Here is a 22132-nt window from a genome sequence, read left to right as displayed (position 1 = left end):
CCCACAAAACAAAAAAGATTGCCACCCTCAAGGAAAATATCCTCGAGCAGGTGGCAATCTTTTATTTTAAATACTTATTGCTTGCGGGTCAGCAGCATCTTGGTCAGCTTTTCAAGATCATGCTTGGCCTTTTGCTCAGGCAGCTGATTGATCAGCCCCAATGCTTTGTCCGTCAGGGAATCAGCCGTTTGAATTGCTTTTTCCAATCCACCGGAACTGATGACAATTTTTTGAATCTTGGCAATGTCTTCATCCGAAAGCTGTTCGCGTTTATCTAATAATGGCTTTAAATCCTGATGATCCAGTTGGTTGGCAAATATTAACGGAAGTGTGTATACCCCAGACTTCAAGTCTTCCAAGACCGGTTTTTTGGTTTGCTTGGAACTCCCACTGTAATCCAAAATATCATCTAGAATCTGGTAGGCTTGACCGATTGTGAGTCCAATCTCACCACCGAGTTCAACGATTTCGTCAGATGCATGGGTGATGATCGCACTTTGTTGGAAACAAAGTTTAAACAGTTCGGCTGTTTTTCCGGTAATCTCTTGGAAATAGTCGGCTTCAGTCATTTTTTGATTGAAATTGTATTGCATTTGGTCGAGTTCACCAGCCAGGATGATTTGCATGGCGTCCACGTGTCGCTTCATATCAGCCGGTTCTTGGGTGGACTTTAACACTTGGGTAAAGTAACACGTAAAGAGGTAATCACCGGCGTAAATGGCGTGTTTTTGGCCATATTTGACCTGAATTGTCTCAACGCCCCTTCGAAGTGGTGACTCATCGATGACATCATCATGAATGAGGGTCGCCACATGCAGCAGTTCGACCGCTGCCGCACCAGCTTTGACCTTTGCCGGGTCGATTTTTTCACCAAACTCAGAATAGATGTAAAAGAAGCCGGGGCGCAAAAACTTTCCGCCGGACTTTAACAACTGGGTGATTTTGTGGTGAATCGGCTGATTGGAAAGGTTAACTGCCTTTAGCAGATAGGGTTCCAAAGCCGTTAATTTTAAATTAATGCGTGGAAATTGACGCCAGAGTGCATGAACCATGGTATACCTCAATTGAATAAAATTTTAACTACATCATCTAAGATACAAATTCCGCAGGGACTTGTCAATTAAGGATACGTGGAATTATGCTTGAAGTGTTCTACAATGGATTTGAGATTTATCCAGCACAAGCACTTAATACTAATAATTAATGAATCGTATTTTCATTATGACGGAGGGGTATTTGATGACAAAACAATATGATGTTGTCATTCTCGGTGGTGGTGTTGCCGGTGGTTCTTTGGCGCACTCATTGAGAAGACAAAAAAAGACGGTTGCCGTCGTTGAGGACAACCTATTTGGAGGGACTTGCCCCAACCGCGGGTGTGATCCCAAGAAAATTTTGTTAGCTGGGCTTGAAGTGACCCAGTTGGTTGACGATATGCAGGGAAATGGGATTTCAGGTAAGGTTAGCGTCAACTGGCCTGATCTGATGCGCCACAAGCGTCAATATACGAATCCAATTTCAAACGCCACCCAAAATGGGTTAATTTCTGATGGAATTGATACCTACCATGAACATGCTCATTTTAATCAAGATGGTCTGATTGAAGCTGGTAGTGATCTTCTTTCCGGAGATAAATATGTCATTGCCACCGGCCAACGGCCATCAATCTTGGATATTCCGGGAAAAGAACTGTTTAAAACCAGTACCGACTTTTTGAACCTTGATCAAATGCCATCTGACGTGACATTTATTGGTGGCGGCTACATTGGGTTTGAATTGGCTGGAATCGCGCATGCGGCTGGCGCCAAAGTTCACTTGATCCACCATAATGATCATCCACTGAAACAATTTGACCAACAACTTGTCAGCCAAGCAGTTGATCACCTTAAAAAATTAGGCATTGATTTTCACATGGATACTGACGTGAAGGAAGTTACTCAGGTGGGAGACCAATTGGTTCTTTCCGGAGATGATTTCCGACTGCCAACAGATATGGTCTTTTGTACCGCAGGCCGGACACCAAACGTTGACACGATTGGCCTGGAAAACGTGAATGTCAAAACTGATAAACATGGGGTCGTTGTGAATGACTATCTGCAGACATCCAATCCCAATATATTTGCAATGGGGGATGTCGTCAGCACCAAGCGGCCAAAGCTGACACCCGTTGCCGGTTTTGAAGCCGGTTATTTGGCTAAATACTTTAACGGGTCGACTGATAAGATTCAGTTCAAATCAATTCCGACCATTGTCTTTGGCCAGCCGGCACTGGCACAAGTCGGACTGCCTTCCAGTATTGCTACCGATGAAAGCCGATATATGCTGATTACCAATGATATGTCTGCCTGGTACAGTTACCACCGATTAAACGAACCGCTTGCCAAAGCCAAAGTGGTTATTGATCGGGATACGGAAACGGTAGTTGGAGCCACAGTTTTGAGTAATCATGCCGACTATCTGATCAATATCTTTACCTTGATGATTGATCAGCAAATGAAAATTAGTGATTTCAATAAAGAGATCTTAGCTTATCCAACCTTTGCCAGCGATGTTCAGTACCTGATATAGTCAACTTGGTTGGGACACGTGTTGGAAGAAAGATAAATACAAAAACCGGGTCATAAGTATTTTTACTTATGACCCGGTTTTTGAATACTGTCTATTTTACTTTTTAATCTGCTTTTCAATTTTGATTTTTCTATCAGTAACACTGTCATCTGAAATCAGTGGGGTAACATCGCCCAAACTGATCAGCGTCAACTGGTGCATGGCCCGGGTAATGATTGTATACAGGGTTCCCAGAAGGCTTTCATTTGGATAGTTCTTTTCGGAAGTGTCCCAGGCGATGACGGAATCAAATTCCAAGCCCTTTGCCAAGTAGATCGGCAGAACCAGAAGACCTTTTGGCAATGTTCGGTCGGCATCCTGCAGCAGTGTCACGTCGCCCAATGCATGCAGCTTTTTGTAAACCTGTTCAGCTTCCGCCATGTTTTTGGTTAAAACGGCGACGGTGGCATATTGCTTTCGTTGGTCTGCCACAACCTTGCGGAGTTGTTTGATGCCGTCAGCAAAGCCACCAGCCAAAATCAACTCGGGGATGCTGCCGGGGCGGTTGAACGCTTCAATATCATCGCCGTTTGGCAAAATTGATGTGGCAAAGTTGGTAATCGGCAGGGTGGATCGATACGAACGCATCAGGCTGATCAACCGTGACCGACGCACGTGGAAGGCGGCATTTAATTTATTGAGGATTTCTTCAGGCTGTTCAACGTCTTTGAATAATGCCTGCTCGCTGTCACCCAATAAAGTCCATTTGGTCTTTGGAAAGGCGTAACGAAGGTATTTCAGTTGGGCAACCGAATAGTCCTGCATCTCATCGACAAACAAATATTTCATGGTATTGTTTTGGCCACTGTTACACATATAGTCGCGCATATAAAGAAGTGGGGCACAATCATCCAACTTAATTGAGTGAAATTCGATTGAGTGGTTAAATTCATCAACAGATTGTTGCCACTGTGGTGTTTGAATGTTTTGGGGCAGGTCCACTTTCTTTAAGAAGTCTGCATATTGCAGGTAGGCATCAAAAAAGTTGTCATTGAAAATCGCATCATAGACGACTCGCAGCCGGTCACTGACAATCTTGCGGGCGATGTAAAAGCGTTCGGCATCTTCGTTTTGAAATTCGCCAAGCTCTTTTCCACCCAACAAATCGTGATATTTTTCGTTACTCAACTGGTCGATTTCATCGTTGACCCAATCTTCTTTGGTTTCATCATCAATTCTGTGCTTGAGGCGTTTGATCAATTCATTCTTGGTCTGCAAGAAGCGGTCATAAATCTTGGCAGCCTTTGGAAAACTGTCGAAAATGTCTTGAATTTCTTTTTTACTGAAAAAGGTTGATTCGTTAAAAATGATGTCGCTGAAAAAGATTTGTGATGGCTGTAAATTATCACAGTATTCCTGAACTTCATCCATAAACTTGGCAGATTCCTTGAATGCTCGAACCAATCGTTGCTGTTCGGACAAGTCGCCATCGGTTTCATAACGTTCAAATAAACTTTGAACGTTTAAGCCCTTTAAACGATTATCAATAAATTCATCAAAAGTGACCTGCCGCATGTTGCGTTCACCCAAACTTGGCAGGACTTCTGAAATATAGTGGCTGAACAATTTGTTGGGTGAAAACAGGATAATCTGATCTGCTTCCAAAGTGTCTCGACTGTGGTACAGCAGAAAAGCAATTCTCTGCAAGATTGCGGAGGTTTTTCCCGAGCCGGCAACTCCTTGAACAACTAACAGATTACTCTTGGTATCTCGAATAATATCGTTTTGCTCATGCTGAATGGTGGCAACAATGTTTTGCATATACTCGTCATTTTGCTCACCCAAGGCACTTTGCAGCATTTCATCACCAACGGTTTCGTTGGTGTCAAACATGTTGCGGATTTGGCCGTCAACAATTTGGAACTGACGTTTTCGCTTGAGAGTCGTTTTCTGTTCACCCATCGGCGTTTCATAACTGACCTCGCCTAAAGTTCCATTATAGTAAACACTCGAGATTGGTGCCCGCCAGTCATAAACGAGGAACTCACCGTCTTCATTTTCAAATGAGGCGATGCCGATATACAATCTTTCGGTTTCCTCTTCGTCGTCATCTTGAATATCAATTCGGCCAAAGTATGGTGACTTCTTTAAATCCTTTAAAGTCGAAAGCTGATTTTTTAAAATGCTCTCGTTTTCAGTTAACCGAGAAACCAAGCCCCGTTGTTGCTGGAGTTCGGCACTGGTTTCAATTCGGTCATCAACTTCAAAATAGTTAACTGAAGTGTTGTCGGAATAGGTCTGTTGAACCTTTTTGGTTTCTGCGTGGGCCCGATTCAATTCATCGTCGGTACTGATGATTTTCTTTTCGATTTTTGAAACGACTTTGTCCACACGCACTTGTTCATTTTTTTGTTCATTATTTTCCAAAAGGGTTCCTCCATTCGGATTCGTGACGTCGGTTAATTAAGAATGCTTCGACAATTTTAGTTGGTATTTCAGGGGATGTCAATGTAGTCGACCATTGAATTTTGGTGAACGGCTTTTCTGTTTTTGAATTAATTTGAAGCGTATAATTTTAGGTGTGAAGAAAACGGAAGGGATGGGAATATGAAACTGTTAAATTTATTTGGTTTGACGGCTGAACAGATCTCCAAACTCAATAAATTGGGGAACGTTCAAGTTCTTGACTCAACTGATTTAAATTCTGAAAATATCAGTGATATTGACGTGATTTATGGTTGGGGAAAGCCGGCAATGGAGGTTCTTTCCAAATCACCAAAGCTGAAGTTGGTCCAATCCAACTCTGCCGGGGTTGACTACATGCCATTGAGTCAACTGGCTAAGAAAAAGGTCACATTGACCAATGTCAGCGGGATTCACGCCGAACCGATCAGTGAGATGGTTTTGGCCTATGTTCTGTCATTTGCCCGGGGCGTTGTGACCAGCCAGGCTGCCCGTCGCGATAAACAATGGGTTGGTGACAAAATTCGAATGAATAATTACACGTTGCCCAATCGGACGGCAGTCATTTTTGGAACCGGTCATATTGGCAAGGCAATTGCTGAAAAGCTGCAGGCATTTGGTACCAAAACAATTGGTGTCAGCCGTCACGGAAAACCCGTTGACCACTTTGATGAAGTCGTTACAGACACTGAGGGAACCAAGCGGGCCGCCAAAGCCGACTTTGTGATTAACATTATGCCGTTAACCTCAGAAACCAAGCACTTTTTCAATCAAACATTCTTTGATCAAATGGTCAACCAGCCGGTCTTCATCAACGTTGGCCGCGGCCCCTCAGTAGATACGCAGGCATTAATCAACGCATTGAACACCTCCAAGTTGGCCGGTGCCGGCCTGGACGTGTTCGAGTCCGAACCACTGGAAGCTGATTCACCATTATGGGGGATGGACAATGTCATTTTGACTCCCCATATTTCCGGTGGCTTTAAGGAATACGGTGAGGAATCCTTTGACATTTTGTATAAGAACCTTGCCAGCCTGATTCAAACTGGTGACGCAGCAATCAACAAAGTCGATTTATCAGCCGGCTATTAGGAAACAAATTTTCATTATAAATCCCATGAATCAGGGTTTACATTTAGCCGTTTTATAAGTAAAATTAGAGTGTTATTAAAAAGTGAGTAGAATCGTCAACGACAGAGAGGTCGATTTGCTGAAAACGGCCATGACGAAACGAATTGGATTATAAAAGGGTGACACCCGTATCGTCTTGAGCGGTAACTTGATAGTAGTTACAATTTAGGTGGTACCACGTATAAGCGTCCTATTGTTAAATCAATAGGGCGTTTTTTGAAAGGATGGTTTACGATGACAAAAAAAATTATTTTAACAGGTGACAGACCCACTGGTAAGCTTCACATTGGCCATTACGTTGGTTCATTGAAGAACCGGGTTGAATTACAAAATTCCGGTGATTACGAAACATTTATTATGATTGCCGACATGCAGGCGTTAACCGATAATGCCCGGGATCCAGAAAAGATTCGTCACAGCTTGATTCAAGTTGCCTTGGATTACCTGGCCGTTGGAATTGATCCTAAGAAGTCGACAATTCTGGTTCAGTCACAAATTCCCGCATTACCTGAATTGACCCAGCACTATTCTAATTTAGTCACAGTTTCTCGATTAAACCGAAACCCAACTGTTAAAACAGAAATTCGTCAAAAGAAGTTTGGCCAAAGTGTTCCAGTTGGTTTTGCAATGTACCCAATCAGCCAGGCAGCTGACATTACCGCATTTAAAGCCACAACTGTTCCAGTCGGTGACGACCAGGAACCAATGTTGGAGCAAACCCGTGAAATTGTCCGGACATTTAATTCCGTTTATAACGATGACATTTTGGTTGAACCAGAAGGCTACTTCCCACCAAAGGGAATGGGTCGAATCCCAGGCTTGGACGGTAATGCCAAGATGAGCAAATCATTGGGCAATGCCATTTATTTGTCAGACGATGAAGATACCATCCAAAAGAAAATTATGTCAATGTACACCGACCCCAACCATGTTCACGTTGAAGATCCCGGTCAGGTTGAAGGCAATACTGTCTTTACCTACCTCGACATCTTTGATCCTGATAAGAAGAAGGTTCAAGAACTCAAGGATCAATACAGTCATGGTGGTCTTGGTGATGTTAAGATTAAACGTTACCTGAACGATGTTCTTCAAGCTGAACTCAAGCCGATCCGTGAACGCCGTGAACAATACGCAAAAGACGAGCAGGGTGTTTACGACATTCTTAAAAAAGGCAGTGAACACGCAAACGTTGTTGCCAACCAAACACTTAAAGAAGTTCGTGATGCAATCGGTATTAACTATTTTGACTAATATGTCCAGAAAGGGTGGCAGGGATGGAAAACCTTGTAATTTTGGATATTGGTTCAAATTCTGTCAGAATGGCGATTAACCAAATTTCTGATGACGGTAGTTACCGTGAGATCAAACGTATTAAAAGCGATAGCCGATTGTCCGAAGGCATGGGCCGGGGGAAAATTTTACAGCCGGCTGCCATGGAACGAACAATCAAGTCGTTGGCAGATTTCAAAACGATTTATTCTCAATACGAGGCTAAAAAAGTCATTGGAATTGCGACGGCGGCCGTTCGTCAAGCAAAGAATCAAGCTAAATTCCTCAGAGCTGTCAAAGAGCAGATTGGTATTTCACTCAAAGTTTTGTCTGGAAACCAGGAAGCTTATTATGACTATCTTGGGGTGATCAATCGTTTGGGGATTAAGAACTGCCTGATCTTGGACATTGGTGGTGCTAGTTGTGAGTTGATCCGCGTCAACAACGGGGAGAGCTCCAACCTTACCAGTATTCCCGTTGGAGCGGTTAATATTACCGAGCGATATCATTTGAATGATAATATTACCGGTGCCAATTTATTTAATGCGCAGTTTAACATCCGTAAAATTTATTCAAAAATTGATTGGTTGAACCGTGCGACCCATCAGCCGCTGGTTCTCTTGGGCGGCGCTAATCGGACGCTGGCCCGAATCAATCGTAAACGTCAGAATATGGTTCGAATTGACGCAATTCATGGCTACCATTTGACCTCTGAACAAGTGAACCGAACATATTTGAATTTATTAAAAGGCAATGTCAACCGCCGGCGCAAAATCCAGGGACTGGAGCACGACCGGGCGGACATCATCGTTGGCGGCCTGTTGCCGTTGATTGTATTGATGGATAAGATTGACGCTAAAAAGGTCCTGTTTTCCGAAAGCGGTGTTCGTGAGGGAATCATTACCGAATATATCCAAAAAGAATATGGTACAAAGTAGAGCTGGTTATTTCACCAGCTTTTTGTGCTTCTTACAGATTTGTGGTGATATGATGGAAAATAAGTGGGATCATTTTTATAAAAAAAGTTATTCTGAAAGATTAAAGCTGATTGCGCAATCTGTTGGATTGACCGATGAGCAAATAGCGACCATTACGCAAAACCATGATGTGGTCTCTGGTGAACTGATTGAAAATAGTTTGACCGATTACGCGTTGCCGGAGGGAGTTGTCACCGGTCTGGTGGTTAATGGCACATCTCATTTGGTGCCAATGGTGACCGAAGAGCCTTCGGTTATCGCAGCGGCAAGCAACGGTGCCAAACTGCTGTCAGCCGGATCCGGGATTCAGTGCGTTGTTCCGCATAAACTGGTTAACGGTCAGGTGATTGTCAAAAACGCTAAATTTGCAACCCTCTCGGCTTTTATTGAATCCAATCGCTCTCAATTGATAAGCTTGGCTGATCAAAGCCACCCCAGCATTTTAAAATATGGTGGCGGAGCACGAGACATTCGGCTTCGAAAATTATCCGATCACTTCGCCTCAATTGACCTTGTTGCCGATACCGGCGAAGCGATGGGGGCAAACATTATGAATACCATGCTTGAAGCCATTGCCCATTTCATATCCGATCAATTAAAGGTCGAAACAACCATGGCAATTTTGTCGAACTTTGCCGATTCGGCAGTGGTTCAGGTAACTGGCAGGGTAAACGTTTCACGGTTAGCAAGCCAGTCACTTTCAGGACAGGTAGTTGCCCAGCGGATTGCTGACGCTAGTGATGTTGCTCAGCTCGACATCAATCGGGCTGCCACTCACAACAAAGGGATTATGAACGGCGTTGATGCTGCGGTCATGGCCTTTGGCAACGATTGGCGGGCCGTTGAGAGTGCTGCGCATTCGTTTGCTGCTCATGATGGCAGATATAAGGGCTTGAGCACGTGGCAGGTGACCGGCGATCAGTTAATTGGTAAAATGGTTCTGCCGGTGCCAATTGGCTTTGTCGGCGGTGCCAGTAAGGTTCTGCCGATGGCCGTCATTAACAAACAAATTGCTCAGATTCACAATTCAAAAGAAGAAATGCAGGTTATCGGAGCCGTTGGCCTGGCACAAAATTTAGCCGCGTTAAAGGCACTCGTGACCGATGGCATTCAAAAAGGGCACATGAACCTCCAATTAAAATCCCTGGCACTTTCAAATGGTGCCACTACGGAGGAGCTTCCGGCCGTTGTTGAGCAATTGCAAAAAATGGCCAATCCAGATTCCCAATCAGTTAAAGAAATACTAAAAACAATGCGTAGATAGGAGATCAACATGGATAATAATATTGATATCGAATTAAACAAAGACGTCCACGGACTCATTGATGCCGTTAACAGCTTTTTCCCGGGGACCGTTACGGTTACCTTTATTGGTAAGCTGCAGTCCGGTTATGTTCGCCACGATCAGGCCCAGACGGTTCAAGACGGCAAGAACATCATTGTCCAAATTGCCGATTTAAGTGCGCCAAATTACACCGCTTCTCATGAACTCCTCCATCTTTTGATGGTCCTTCGGGGCTTCCCACAGGTGTTTTATTCACTGACCACCGGTGACGATACGTTGGATGAGCAGTTGAAGATGATGGGAACGGAACTGTACGACATCGTTTCACATTTTGTGGTTGTTTCAGAACAGCGAAAACACAATCTTATTAATGACGACATTGAGGAGATGTACCTCAAAGGTGTTTACGCCACGATTAAGCCTGAACCGGATCCATTGGACGACCAGATGATGCTGCGGTTGACGACTTTATTGGATGCAATGGTCTTCTACGGTGACGGGATTGATAAAGTTGCCGATAAATTCAAAAAGGATTTCCCAATTTCATTTGCGGCTGCTCAAAAGCTTTATCAGGTCATTACTGAAAAGCCGACGGATTCACCATTTGGCCTTCGCCGAAACGTTGTTAAATTGTTCAAAGCATTTGATGAGCAGTTGAAGGACTGGGAGTTACCGGCACTTCACAACACTGAATTTACGACGGTCACCAGCGTGTTATCAGAACGTCAGCTTGGCCTGAAAGTGAAGCAGCTGTTTGAAATTTATCATTCTGATTTGATTGAAGTGAAGAGCAACACCAAGGGTTACGTTGGATTTAACCGAGTTGATGATCAAAACTCATTTGTCTTGGCCAACCCTAAAGGAACCGGTGATGACCCCGAGTTCTTCAAAGGCGTCTATAATAAATCTGTAAAGGAATTGTTTGACGGCCTCAAAATGCCTTATATTATTCGGAAATAATGAACATTTAAAGGAGAAATACGATGATTGATTCTAAAATTCAAGCTGAATTTGATGATGCAAGAAGGATTGTCTTTCTGACTGGTGCCGGGGTTTCTACCGCATCGGGGATTCCTGATTATCGTTCAAAAAACGGGTTGTATACAAACGACAAGTCTGATAAACCCGCTGAATACTATTTAAGTTCTGATTGCCTTCGGAGTGAGCCAAAAGTATTCTGGGAATACGAAAAATCGAATATGTATTATCCGGATGCCAAGCCAAATGTGATTCATGAACGTCAGGCTCAGTTCACCCAGCAACGGGATGCCACTGTCGTGACCCAAAACATTGACAGCTTGTATCGAAAAGCGGGCACTAAAAACCTGATTGAATTTCACGGCAACTTGTATCACGTCTATTGTCAGAAGTGTCATAAGACCGTTGACTATAAAGACTACCTAAAGAGTATGTATCATGAAAACTGCGGTGGCATTTTACGCCCAGACATTGTTTTATATGGTGAAGGACTTGATCCGGTCGCCATTTCAAAGAGTGTTGACGCTGTATCAAAAGCTGATTTGATTGTCATTGTCGGTACCTCAATGCGGGTTTATCCGTTTGCAGGGTTGATCGACTATCGTTCTCAGAATGCCGATGTTCTGGCTGTTAACGAAGAACAGCTGCAGTTCAGCTTCCCATTCACGATGGTCAAAGAAAACGCGGTTGATTTCTTCAAAGATTTAAAGGTGAATGCCTAACCACTTGGGAGGTGGGATGATTGATTACAATTGGATTAACGACGTTTTCCGATCATCCTTCGCTGATTGACGGGGCCAAACGAAAAGTTCGTTTGTCCGAATACAGCGGTTATTTTCCGGTGGTTGAACTGGATACGCCGTTTTACGCGATTCCAAAAGTTGAAGTCGTCAAAAATTGGCAGCGGCAGGTGCCGGATAACTTTCAATTCATTTTAAAAGCCAACCGGGTTATGACAATGCATGACCAGGGCAGTGCGGATCCCGTTGATAATGAGCAGCGGTTTGTTGAGTTTAACAATTATAAACGCGCGGTTGCCCCGCTGATGGAAACCGGCCAGCTCAAAGCCATTTTGTTTCAATTTCCACCGTATTTTGCCAGAAGAGTGGCGACCATCCAATACTTACTGCGAATCAGCAATCTCATGTCCGGATACCCGGTTGCAGTCGAATTTCGGAATTCCACCTGGTATGGCGAAGAAATTACTGAAGACGTTGCCGGATATCTTAAGGAATTGGGGATGACAATGGTTGCGGTGGATGAACCTCATACAACCAATGCCGGCGTGCCGTTTGAACCGATTGTTACCAACGAAAATTTGGCATTATTAAGGCTTCACGGCAGAAACGTAAAGGGATGGACTGAGCACTCTGCTGACTGGCGTTCCAAACGAACATTGTATCGATATTCGCAAGATGAGCTTCAAGAATTTGCCAAAGTTGTTTCCGATTTGGATCAACAGGCCAACGAAGTATGTATTATCTTTAATAACAATAGCGGTGGGGACGCGGCGGATAATGCCCTGCAGCTCAAAAAAATAATGGGGATCGACTTTGGCGGTTTGTCCCCGGTACAGATGGATTTATTCTGAAAATGATGAGGTTTTTAACTGGCCAACAAGATTATTGGTATGTTAACAATCGTTGAAAAATGATTTTCCAAACCATTGTCACATCAAGTTCAAATCCAATCGCCATTCCAAAAAATATTTGCTATACTGGATTGTAATATCCTATAGAATAATAAAGCATGAAAAGAGGTACTTTCATGGCAGAAAGTAAGCCAACATTTTATATCACAACACCAATTTATTACCCGTCTGGAAAGTTACATATTGGGAATTCATACACGACAATTGCCTGTGACGCAGAAGCACGTTTTAAGCGGGCAATGGGTTACGATGTCTTCTTCCTTACCGGAACGGATGAACACGGATTAAAGATTGAACAAAAAGCTGAACAATTGGGGATGTCACCTAAAGATTACGTTGATAAGATGGCAGCTTCAATCAAGCAGTTATGGAAAAAGTTGGAAATTTCCAACACTAAATTTATTCGGACAACCGATGATTATCACGAAAAAGCGGTTGCTGATATTTTTCAGAAGTTACTCGACAAAGGCGACATTTATCTGGGTGAATACACCGGATGGTACTCAGTCTCTGATGAGGAATACTTTACTGAAAGCCAATTAGCTGAAGTTTACCGTGACGAGAACGGCAAGGTTACCGGTGGGAAAGCACCTAGTGGCCACGAAGTTCAGTTGGTTCACGAACAGTCATACTTCTTTAAGATGAGCAAGTATGCCGACTGGTTGCTTCAGTATTACAAAGATCATCCAGATTTCATTCAGCCATCCACTCGAATGAAAGAAATGATCAAGAACTTTATTGAACCAGGTTTGGAAGATTTGGCTGTTTCTCGAACAACCTTTACTTGGGGTGTTCCAGTGAAGTCAGATCCAAAGCACGTGGTTTACGTTTGGATCGATGCGCTGACCAACTATATCACCGCTTTAGGCTACGATAGTAAGGACGACAGCAATTTCAAGAAGTACTGGCCTGCAAATGTTCAAATGGTTGGTAAGGAAATTGTTCGATTCCATACGATTTATTGGCCAATCATTTTGCATGCGCTTGGTTTGCCATTACCTAAGACCGTTTATGGTCACGGCTGGCTGCTCATGAAAGATGGTAAAATGTCGAAGTCAAAGGGAAATGTTATCTATCCTGAAACTTTGGTTGACCGATATGGTTTGGATGCGCTTCGTTACTACCTGCTTCGCGCAATGCCATATGCCAATGACGGCTTGTTTACACCGGAAGACTTTGTTGACCGTTTGAACTTTGATTTGGCCAATGATCTCGGAAACCTGTTGAACCGGACCGTTTCCATGATTAACAAGTATGATGATGGTGTCTTGCCAGCCTACAAAGCTGGGGTTAATGACGCCGACAAAGAGTTGGAAGATACGGCAGAATCAGTTATTGCCAACTACAAGCAATTGATGAATGATCTTCATTTCTCAGATGCGTTAGCTGAAGCATGGAAGCTGGTTGCCCAAACCAACAAATATATTGACCAGACCGAACCATGGAACCTGGCCAAGAATCCCGACGACAAAGCCAAACTGGATGCCGTTATGGCGCATTTGGCCGCCGGATTACGAGTTATTGCCGAATTAATCAGTCCGGTTATGACGCATGCTCCTAAGGAAATTTTTGCCCAGTTGGGAATTAAAGAAGATATTAACCTTGAAAATCTGAAATTTGCCGACGTTCCTGCCGGCGTCAAAGCTGTTGCCAAGGGAACACCAATTTTCCCTCGGGTTGATGTGGATGAAGAAGTTGATTACATCAAGCAGCAAATGACCAAGACGGATAAAGCAAAGGGCCGAGCAGCGATGAAAGAAGCCGCTGAAGCCGAGTTTGATCCGGAAGAAACCAATTTGAATCTGACCAAAAAGCAGGTTCGCTTTGACGCTTTTGAAAAGATTGAGCTTAAAGTTGCCGAAATTAAAGATGTTAATAAAGTTGAGGGTGCTGATAAATTACTCCAATTCCGTTTGGATGCAGGTGATGATGGTGATCGCCAAATCCTCTCAGGAATTGCTCAATGGTATCCTGACTATAAGAAATTAATTGGCAAGAAAGTGATCATTGTTTCCAACTTGAAGCCTCGAAAGATGCGTGGCCAAGTCAGCCAAGGCATGTTGCTGTCAGTTGAACACAAGGACGGCGACGTTGAATTGGTAACCGTTGGATCACACTTGGAAAATGGTGTCACACTGGAATAAATTGCCGATTTGTGGCAGAGTAAACATAGTGAAAGACTAGGGATTGGAAACAAGACGTAAGTTTTGTCACAATCCCTATTTTTATCTAAATGGTTTGGGAGTAAACGATGAAAATATTTGATTCACATACGCATTTAAACGATGAACATTTATATCCTGAGGCAGATAAGTATTTTAAACACGCCCAAAGCTTGGGAGTTGTTAAAATTGCCAACGTTGGGTCGAATCAAAAATTAAACGATCTGTCATTGGAGTTATCCGCCAAGTACGCCGATATGTATTCGATTATTGGCTGGCATCCGGAAGACTCGATTTATTATCACGAAGAACAAGAAAAGTTGTTGATTGAACAGCTGCAAAGCCCCAAAGTGGTTGGCCTTGGTGAAATCGGTCTGGATTATCACCAAACAACTGCCCCTCGTGTGGTTCAAAAGCGGGTCTTTAAACGTCAAATTGATATCGCAAAGCAGCTGCATCTGCCGATTTCGGTTCACAATCGGGATGCATTTGAAGACACTTACGCGATTTTAAAAGAGATGAACGTTTCCGATATTCGCGGTGTCATGCACAGCTTTAACGGTGATTCCGAATGGCTCAAGAAGTTTTTGGATCTGGGGATGCTGGTTTCATATAGTGGGGTTGCCAGTTTCAAGAAAACCCATGAAGTTCATGACGCGGTCCGCAACACACCGTTTGACAGCATGATGGTTGAAACCGACGCACCATATTTGTCACCAGAACCGCTGCGCGGCAAACAAAATGAACCAGCTTATTCACTGTATACTGTTGAAGCACTTGCCCGAATTTGTGATGTTAATCCGGACGTCATTGCTGCCCACACTTATGAGAACACCATGCGTTTATTTGGAATTGAGGAATAATGAAAAAAATTAAAGAAGTCATTGTCGTTGAAGGAAAAGACGACACCAAAAGAATTCAAAGAGCCGTTGATGCCGATACCATTGAAACCAGAGGATCGGCAATTCCGGAAGAAACCCTGGAGTTGATCAAAAAGGTTGCCAAAACCCGTGGCATCATTGTTTTTACCGACCCGGATTTTTCCGGCGAAAAGATTCGCAAAGCCATTTCTGCAGAAGTTCCGAATGCCAAACACGCATTTATTACCAAGAAGCAGGGGGTTCCCAACCGTTCAGATGGTTCACTTGGCGTTGAACATGCCAGTGTTGAGTCCATTCGTGAAGCGCTCAGTAAGGTTTATACCGAGGATGATTCAGCCAGCGAGATTATTTCCAAAGCCGAATTGATGAAATATGGCTTGATGGGGAATCCCAGCGCAAAGAAGCGCCGTGAACGACTTGGAGAAATTTTACGAATTGGCTATGTCAACGGTAAGCAGCTCCAGCATCGTTTACGGATGTTTGGAATTAGTCACGAAGAATTTTTAAATGCCGTTGAGCAGATTGATAAGGAGGAAAGTCATGACTGAAAATCCACAAATTGCCAGCCCAATTAGAACTCAGGCGATTTTAAATCGATATCATTTATCTGCCAAGAAGAGCTTGGGGCAGAACTTTTTAACGGATCTGGGTGTGTTGGACAATATTGTTGAAGCCGCTGAGATCACTAAAGATGATAACGTGATTGAAATTGGTCCCGGAATTGGTGGTCTGACCGAACAATTGGCCAAAGCTGCCAACAAAGTACTCGGATTTGAAATTGATGCCAATCTGCTTCCGGTCCTAGACGAAACTTTGGCCCCTTACGACAACGTTGAAATTATCAATCAAGATATTTTAAAGGCCAACTTGCCTGACATTATCAGCCAATCGTTTGATTCTGATAAAAAGCTGAAGGTGGTTGCCAACCTGCCTTATTACATCACCACACCAATTGTGATGGATTTGATCACTGGGCAAACGCACTTTGATGCCATTGTTGTAATGATGCAAAAAGAAGTGGCCGAACGGATCAACGCCAAGCCTTCGACCAAGCCATATGGGTCGCTGTCGGTTATTGTCCAGGAATTAAATAATGTCGACATTTCGTTCATTGTTCCAAAGACGGCATTTATTCCCCAGCCAAAGGTGGATTCAGCAATTGTTAAGCTGACTCAACGGACTGATAAACCGGTGGAACCTTTTGATCAAAAGGCGTTCATTAGTTTTGTCAGGGGATGCTTTATGCATCAACGAAAAACGCTGTGGAATAATTTACAGGGGGTATTTGGAAAAACACCGGAAATCAAGGCTGAAATTAAAGACGTTTTAGCGGCAGTTAAAATTGACGCCGGCGTCCGACCTGAGAATCTCACGGTTGAACAGTTTGTTGACCTGGCCAATGCGTTCCATACTTTGAAAAATTTAATCTAATTTTTAGCGTTTTATTATTGCCAGTTTGCATCTTTTGTGGTAAAATTATTGCCTTTCTATAACTTTTAGGGTATAATGAGCTATCGTGAGGTGAGTAGGATGCCAGTGACTTTATCTGTAATCAAGCATAAGATGGACGATCATATCGGCCAACACGTATTAGTAACTTCTCAAATTGGGAGAAGAAAAACAACGAAACGTACGGGAATTTTGAGGGAAACATTTCCGGCCATTTTTGTTGTTGAATTAGATCCAGGAAAAGCCAGCTTCGAGAGGGTTTCGTATAGTTATACAGATATCCTAACGAAAAACATTGAAGTTGACTTTGATAACGCTCAAGCAGTTTAATTGCTTGGTGCTAAAACATTGTTGGGGCCGATTAGGCCTTTTTGTTTTGCCCATTTGTTACCTAAACACTGACATTTTATTAATAATTTAGTATAATTTTGTTATTAATAACCAGTGAGGGGGGTGGATCCAAGTGAAACGCATTGTTCGCGCACCAGCAAAACTTAATTTGGGCTTGGATGCACCATTTGTCCATCCGGATGGTTCGATCGAGTGGCGGATGGTCATGACCTCAATTGGTTTAAGTGATCACTTGCAAATCGAAACGACCAACCGGCATTCGAAAATTCGGATTTTTTCCGATAGTAGTTTTTTGCCTAACGATAAACGAAACCTCGCTTATCAGGCAGCACATCTATTTTTAACGAAAATGAACATTCAAACCGGCTTGGAAATTTCGATTAAGAAAAATATTCCGGTTGCTGCTGGTTTGGGTGGGGGATCTACTGATGCCGCTGCGGTTTTGAGGACCCTAAACGAAATCTTTGAGACCGGATTGTCGTTTGATGAACTGGCTCAAATTGGTGCCCAAGTGGATTCTGACGTTCCGTACTGTGTCTTCAGTCGAACCGCTCTGGTAAGTGGACGCGGGGAAATTGTGACGCCACTTAAAAAATTACCCAAAATGTGGTTTGTGTTGGCGAAACCAAACATCAGTGTTTCGACGCCCAGAATTCTTAAACAGGTCGCGACAACTCCGGTCAGCCATCCGCCGATCGATGAGTTGTTGGCAGGAATTGAAGATTCCGACTATGATCGGATTGCTGCAAATATTGGCAATTCTCTTGAATGCATCACATCGGCCAGCCATCCACAAATTGATACCTTAAAGTCCCGCTTAATTGAGTATGGGGCGGATGGTTCCCAAATGAGCGGCAGTGGGCCAACAGTATTTGGCATTTGCCGAACTGAATCCCGGGCCCACCGGGTTTACAATAGTCTCTCCGGATTTTGTCATGAGACTTATATTACTCAACCGGAATGCGATACTCATCCAGCATTTTAAATGACCATTACAGGGTTGCTGACAAAGCTTAAGTTTTGTTCAAGCAGCCCTTTTATTCTGCGGTCGGCAATTGACAAAAATTTAATTTAATCTAAACTAAAATAGTAATAATTACTTTTTACAAAGTTGTGGAGGTATTTTCATTTGAGTGAAACGTTAATTTCGGTTCAAAATTTATCGTTAAATTTTCCGAATCATCAGGTTCTCTCTAATCTGAGTTTTGACATTAAAAGAGGCGAGTTCCTGGGTGTGATTGGGGAAAACGGGGTTGGTAAAACCACCTTGGTCAGAGTCATCTTGGATCAGCTGAAACCCTCAGCTGGGAAAATTAAGATTAAAAGTGGCCTTAAGATTGGTTACGTTCCGCAATTTAGAAATGTGGATGTTGAATATCCACTGTCCATTAAGGACTTCATTTCCTTAAACTTCACAGGAATCAAGTTGCCATGGCTCTCGAGAAAAGAGAAGCAAAAGGTCCAAACGGTTATTAAACAGGTGAACCTTGAGCATATTTCAAAACGCCCGCTTGGACTTGCTTCCGGCGGGGAAAAACAAAAGGCATACCTTGCCCAGGCGCTGATAAACGATCCGGACTTGTTGATTTTGGATGAATCGACAGCCAGTCTTGATCCCAATACCAAGCGGGAACTGCTTGACGTGGTCCTTAAACTTAACAAGCAGTTGGGCTTAACGATTATCTTTGTTTCTCACGATATGCAAGTCATCCATGAGTACCCGGATCATTTTTTGTGGTTAACCAAAAATGGTTATACAACGGGTCCAATCAGCGAGCTTCATAATGATTCAAAGGAGGGCGAGTATGTTTAGTTTTGAATTTATGCGTAATGCGTATTTAGCAGGAACTTTAATTGCCATTGTTAGTGGTATTATGGGTGTTTTCGTGGTTGCCAGAAATATGCCTTTCATGACCCACACTCTGTCGGAAATTGGATTTGCCGGTGCGGCTTTCGGAATTTTTATCGGCTGGACCCCGTTAAACGGAATGCTGGCTTTTACAACTGTCAGTTCAATTTTAGTTGGTGAACTGAGTGGTGCCGTTCAATCGCGGCGGGAATCGGTGATTAGTGCAATCTCCGGGCTGTTTATCGGGCTGGGAATCCTCTTCTTGTCGCTATCCAACAAGAATTCGAGTTATGCTACCAACATTTTATTCGGGAGTGTGATTGGAATCAGTCACCAGGAAGTCATCCAGATGGCGACTTTATCAGTTCTTGTCCTGGTTGTTTTATTTTTTATTTTTCGAAATTTAAAGGACGATTCGTTTGATTCGGTTGGTGCAAAGACAAACCATATTCACGCTGCCCTTATTTCAATAGTCTTTTTGGTATTATTGGCATTCAGTGTCAGTGTTGCCGCCCAAATCGTTGGATCGTTGTTGATCTTTGTTCTATTGACGCTTCCGGCAGCCAGTTCCAAGTATTTTGCCCACAGTGTTATTTCAATGATGATGTTGGCGATTGGTTTTGCCATATTCGGGGTTTGGTTTGGACTTTACCTTGGGTACATCACAAACTGGCCGGTCACGTTCTTCATTGCCAGTATTGAAGCCGTTATATATGGATCTGCATTGCTTTATAATGCGATTGCCAACAAAAGTAAATAATTTTAAAACGTTACGACAATTTTCATGAAATTCCCCCTAAAGCCGAACATTTATGATAAAATCAAAGAGATATTACATAAACTCGAGGTGGAATTTTTGAAAGTAAGAAGAAGTGATCGACTGATCGATATGACCCGCTATTTGCTTGAACGGCCACATACACTTGTGCCGTTGACGTTTTTTGCGGAGCGATACGATTCAGCCAAGTCCTCGATTAGTGAAGACTTAACTATTTTAAAACGAACATTTCAAAACCGGGGGACCGGTCTGCTTGAAACAATTCCTGGTGCCGCTGGTGGGACCAGGTTTTTGCCGTACATTCTAAAAGAAGAAGCTCAAGAGGTTGTCAATAAACTGATTGAGGAGATGTCTTCGGACACCCGCTATCTTCCAGGTGGCTACGTGTACATGTCTGATTTATTGGGCAGCCCGGCAACCTTAAGACAGATTGGCAGAATTTTTGCCACCCAGTATCTCAATCAAAACGTGGATGCCGTCATGACGATCGCAACCAAAGGGGTTCCAATTGCCCAGAGTGTGGCCGATTTCTTGAACGTTCCGTTTGTGATTGTCCGTCATGATACTGAAATCACTGAAGGCTCAACCGTTAACGTTAACTACGTTTCCGGATCATCTACCAGAATTGAAAAGATGTCGTTGTCCAAACGCAGTTTAAAGCCGGATTCAAATGTTCTCATCGTTGATGATTATATGCGTGGCGGTGGAACCGTTGGCGGTATGATTTCAATGGTCGAAGAATTTGACGCCAATCTAATTGGTGTCGGGGTGGTTGCTGAAAGTACCGCTCCAAATGGAAGAACGATTGGTGACTATACGTCACTTATGAGAGTCGATGCTGAAAACAATACCGTTGTTTCACAACCTGGTAACTACATCGAAAAAATATTTAATTAAGCATTGGGGAGACAAATATAATGGCAACAAAAAACACAATAATATTGGCTGCGGGTAAGGGGACCCGAATGAAATCCAAACTTTACAAGGTTCTCCATCGACTTTGCGGTAAGACAATGGTTGATCATGTCCTGACAGCAGTCGAAAAGGCCAATATGGATAACATCGTGACAATCGTTGGCTTCGGTGCCGACGCTGTCCGTGAAAACTTGGGTGACAGAACCCAATATGCCGTTCAAGAAAAGCAGCTTGGAACCGGTCACGCCGTTTTGCAGGCAGAAAAGCTTTTGGGTAATTTGGATGGGATGACCATGGTTGTCAGTGGGGATACACCACTATTCACAACCAAGACCTTTGAAGATTTATTTACTTATCATCAAAATAAAAAGGCCAAGGCCACCATTTTGACTTCCAAGGCACCGGATCCAACCGGTTACGGCCGGATCGTGCGCAACGATTTGGGCATTGTTGAAAAAATTGTTGAACAAAAAGATGCTACCCGCGAAGAGCAGGCGATTGATGAAATCAACACCGGGGTTTATGTATTTGATAACCGGGCTTTGTTTGAGGCATTGCACAAGTTAACCAATAATAATGCGCAGGGCGAATATTACTTAACCGATGTCATTGAAATCTTGAAGGCAGAAGGCGAGACCATTGCCGCTTACAAGATGGATGATTTTGATGAGTCAATGGGTGTTAATGACCGGATTGCTTTAGCTCGTGCAACCAAAATTATGCGCATGAGAATTAACCGTCAACATATGATGGACGGCATTTCGATGATTGATCCTGAACGGACTTATATTGATGCTGACGTTAAAATCGGTTCGGATACGATTATCGAACCCGGCGTTCAGTTGAAGGGCAAGACGGTTATCGGTGATGACTGTTATATCGGTGCCAACTCGGAAATTCGTGATTCAATTATTCATGATCACGTCACCGTTACGTCATCGTTGATTGAACAATCAGAAATGATGGACCATTCCGATATTGGTCCAAACAGTCATTTACGTCCAGACGCCTTAATCGGCAAGCATGTTCATTTGGGTAACTTTGTTGAAATTAAGAAAGCTTCAATTGACGAAGGCACTAAAGTGGGTCATTTGACCTATGTCGGTAATGCCAAGCTTGGCAAGAATATCAATGTTGGCTGTGGTGTGATCTTTGCCAACTATGACGGGGCCCACAAACACGAAACCACGGTTGGTGACGATTCCTTTATTGGCAGCAATTCTAACTTAATCGCGCCATTGGAAGTTGCCGATCATTCGTTTATTGCTGCCGGATCCACAATTAATAAGACAGTTAATAAGTACGACATGGCGATTGCCCGTTCACGTCAAACGAATAAACCCGGTTATTATAAAAAGTTGCCATATCAGAAAGATTAACTCTGATTTTTAATTAAAACATTGTATAATTAAATTATTGAGAAATTGAGTTAACAAAAAACACATT

The 22132-nt window shown here is 43.2% G+C and carries 20 protein-coding genes; 18 read left to right on the top strand and 2 right to left on the bottom strand.

Annotation, left to right across the window (positions count from 1 at the left end):
- Positions 1–74 precede the first annotated feature (74 nt).
- A complete protein-coding gene (locus LKE01_RS06080) occupies positions 75–1052 on the bottom strand; it encodes a polyprenyl synthetase family protein (protein ID WP_056982651.1) in 978 nt (325 codons plus the stop codon).
- Positions 1053–1239: 187 nt separating this feature from the next.
- Between LKE01_RS06080 and LKE01_RS06075 the strand changes: the two genes are divergently transcribed.
- Positions 1240–2568, top strand: a complete 1329-nt coding sequence (locus LKE01_RS06075; protein WP_056982653.1) for a dihydrolipoyl dehydrogenase family protein — start codon at positions 1240–1242, stop codon at positions 2566–2568.
- 96 nt (positions 2569–2664) lie between these two features.
- Here LKE01_RS06075 and helD read toward each other — a convergent pair whose 3' ends face one another.
- Positions 2665–4974, bottom strand: a complete 2310-nt coding sequence (gene helD / locus LKE01_RS06070; RefSeq protein WP_056982654.1) for an RNA polymerase recycling motor HelD — start codon at positions 4972–4974, stop codon at positions 2665–2667.
- A 180-nt stretch (positions 4975–5154) separates the two neighbouring features.
- Between helD and LKE01_RS06065 the strand changes: the two genes are divergently transcribed.
- From LKE01_RS06065 to glmU, 17 genes are all read left to right on the top strand, one after another.
- Positions 5155–6102, top strand: a complete 948-nt coding sequence (locus LKE01_RS06065; protein WP_056982656.1) for a phosphoglycerate dehydrogenase — start codon at positions 5155–5157, stop codon at positions 6100–6102.
- Positions 6103–6375: 273 nt separating this feature from the next.
- Complete coding sequence (gene trpS / locus LKE01_RS06060; RefSeq protein WP_056982658.1) at positions 6376–7392, top strand: tryptophan--tRNA ligase; 1017 nt, start codon at positions 6376–6378, stop codon at positions 7390–7392.
- 23 nt (positions 7393–7415) lie between these two features.
- Positions 7416–8348, top strand: coding sequence for a Ppx/GppA family phosphatase (locus LKE01_RS06055; protein ID WP_054769097.1), 933 nt, complete (start codon positions 7416–7418; stop codon positions 8346–8348).
- A 52-nt stretch (positions 8349–8400) separates the two neighbouring features.
- Positions 8401–9651, top strand: a complete 1251-nt coding sequence (locus tag LKE01_RS06050) for a hydroxymethylglutaryl-CoA reductase, degradative (protein ID WP_056982661.1) — start codon at positions 8401–8403, stop codon at positions 9649–9651.
- A gap of 9 nt (positions 9652–9660) precedes the next feature.
- Positions 9661–10632 (top strand): hypothetical protein, encoded by a 972-nt coding sequence (locus LKE01_RS06045; protein ID WP_054769098.1) that lies wholly within the window; start codon positions 9661–9663, stop codon positions 10630–10632.
- A gap of 23 nt (positions 10633–10655) precedes the next feature.
- On the top strand, positions 10656–11372 hold the full coding sequence (locus LKE01_RS06040; RefSeq protein ID WP_056982663.1) for an NAD-dependent protein deacylase: 717 nt from the start codon (positions 10656–10658) through the stop codon (positions 11370–11372).
- Positions 11373–11392: 20 nt separating this feature from the next.
- Positions 11393–12241 (top strand): DUF72 domain-containing protein, encoded by an 849-nt coding sequence (locus LKE01_RS06035; protein WP_056982665.1) that lies wholly within the window; start codon positions 11393–11395, stop codon positions 12239–12241.
- Positions 12242–12417: 176 nt separating this feature from the next.
- Positions 12418–14445, top strand: a complete 2028-nt coding sequence (gene metG, locus LKE01_RS06030; protein ID WP_056982668.1) for a methionine--tRNA ligase — start codon at positions 12418–12420, stop codon at positions 14443–14445.
- A gap of 107 nt (positions 14446–14552) precedes the next feature.
- Positions 14553–15326, top strand: coding sequence for a TatD family hydrolase (locus tag LKE01_RS06025; RefSeq protein WP_056982670.1), 774 nt, complete (start codon positions 14553–14555; stop codon positions 15324–15326).
- Positions 15326–15892 (top strand): ribonuclease M5, encoded by a 567-nt coding sequence (gene rnmV / locus LKE01_RS06020; protein ID WP_056982672.1) that lies wholly within the window; start codon positions 15326–15328, stop codon positions 15890–15892. Before LKE01_RS06025 ends, rnmV begins: the two co-directional genes overlap by 1 nt.
- Positions 15885–16775, top strand: a complete 891-nt coding sequence (rsmA, locus tag LKE01_RS06015) for a 16S rRNA (adenine(1518)-N(6)/adenine(1519)-N(6))-dimethyltransferase RsmA (RefSeq protein WP_054769100.1) — start codon at positions 15885–15887, stop codon at positions 16773–16775. Before rnmV ends, rsmA begins: the two co-directional genes overlap by 8 nt.
- Before the next feature lie 99 nt (positions 16776–16874).
- A complete protein-coding gene (locus tag LKE01_RS06010; RefSeq protein ID WP_056982674.1) occupies positions 16875–17123 on the top strand; it encodes a Veg family protein in 249 nt (82 codons plus the stop codon).
- 133 nt (positions 17124–17256) lie between these two features.
- On the top strand, positions 17257–18129 hold the full coding sequence (gene ispE, locus LKE01_RS06005) for a 4-(cytidine 5'-diphospho)-2-C-methyl-D-erythritol kinase (protein ID WP_056982676.1): 873 nt from the start codon (positions 17257–17259) through the stop codon (positions 18127–18129).
- Between the two features lie 144 nt (positions 18130–18273).
- Positions 18274–18957, top strand: a complete 684-nt coding sequence (locus LKE01_RS06000) for a metal ABC transporter ATP-binding protein (RefSeq protein ID WP_056982677.1) — start codon at positions 18274–18276, stop codon at positions 18955–18957.
- On the top strand, positions 18950–19753 hold the full coding sequence (locus LKE01_RS05995) for a metal ABC transporter permease (protein WP_056982679.1): 804 nt from the start codon (positions 18950–18952) through the stop codon (positions 19751–19753). Before LKE01_RS06000 ends, LKE01_RS05995 begins: the two co-directional genes overlap by 8 nt.
- 96 nt (positions 19754–19849) lie before the next feature.
- Complete coding sequence (gene purR / locus LKE01_RS05990) at positions 19850–20668, top strand: pur operon repressor (RefSeq protein ID WP_082619758.1); 819 nt, start codon at positions 19850–19852, stop codon at positions 20666–20668.
- Positions 20669–20688: 20 nt separating this feature from the next.
- Positions 20689–22065, top strand: a complete 1377-nt coding sequence (gene glmU, locus LKE01_RS05985) for a bifunctional UDP-N-acetylglucosamine diphosphorylase/glucosamine-1-phosphate N-acetyltransferase GlmU (RefSeq protein ID WP_056982682.1) — start codon at positions 20689–20691, stop codon at positions 22063–22065.
- Positions 22066–22132: the final 67 nt, after the last annotated feature.

The sequence above is a fragment of the Lentilactobacillus kefiri genome, from assembly GCF_007989105.1.
GTDB classification, from domain to species: domain Bacteria; phylum Bacillota; class Bacilli; order Lactobacillales; family Lactobacillaceae; genus Lentilactobacillus; species Lentilactobacillus kefiri.
The sequence above is the reverse complement of the archived record's forward strand: the minus strand, read 5'-3'. Positions and strand labels throughout refer to the sequence as shown.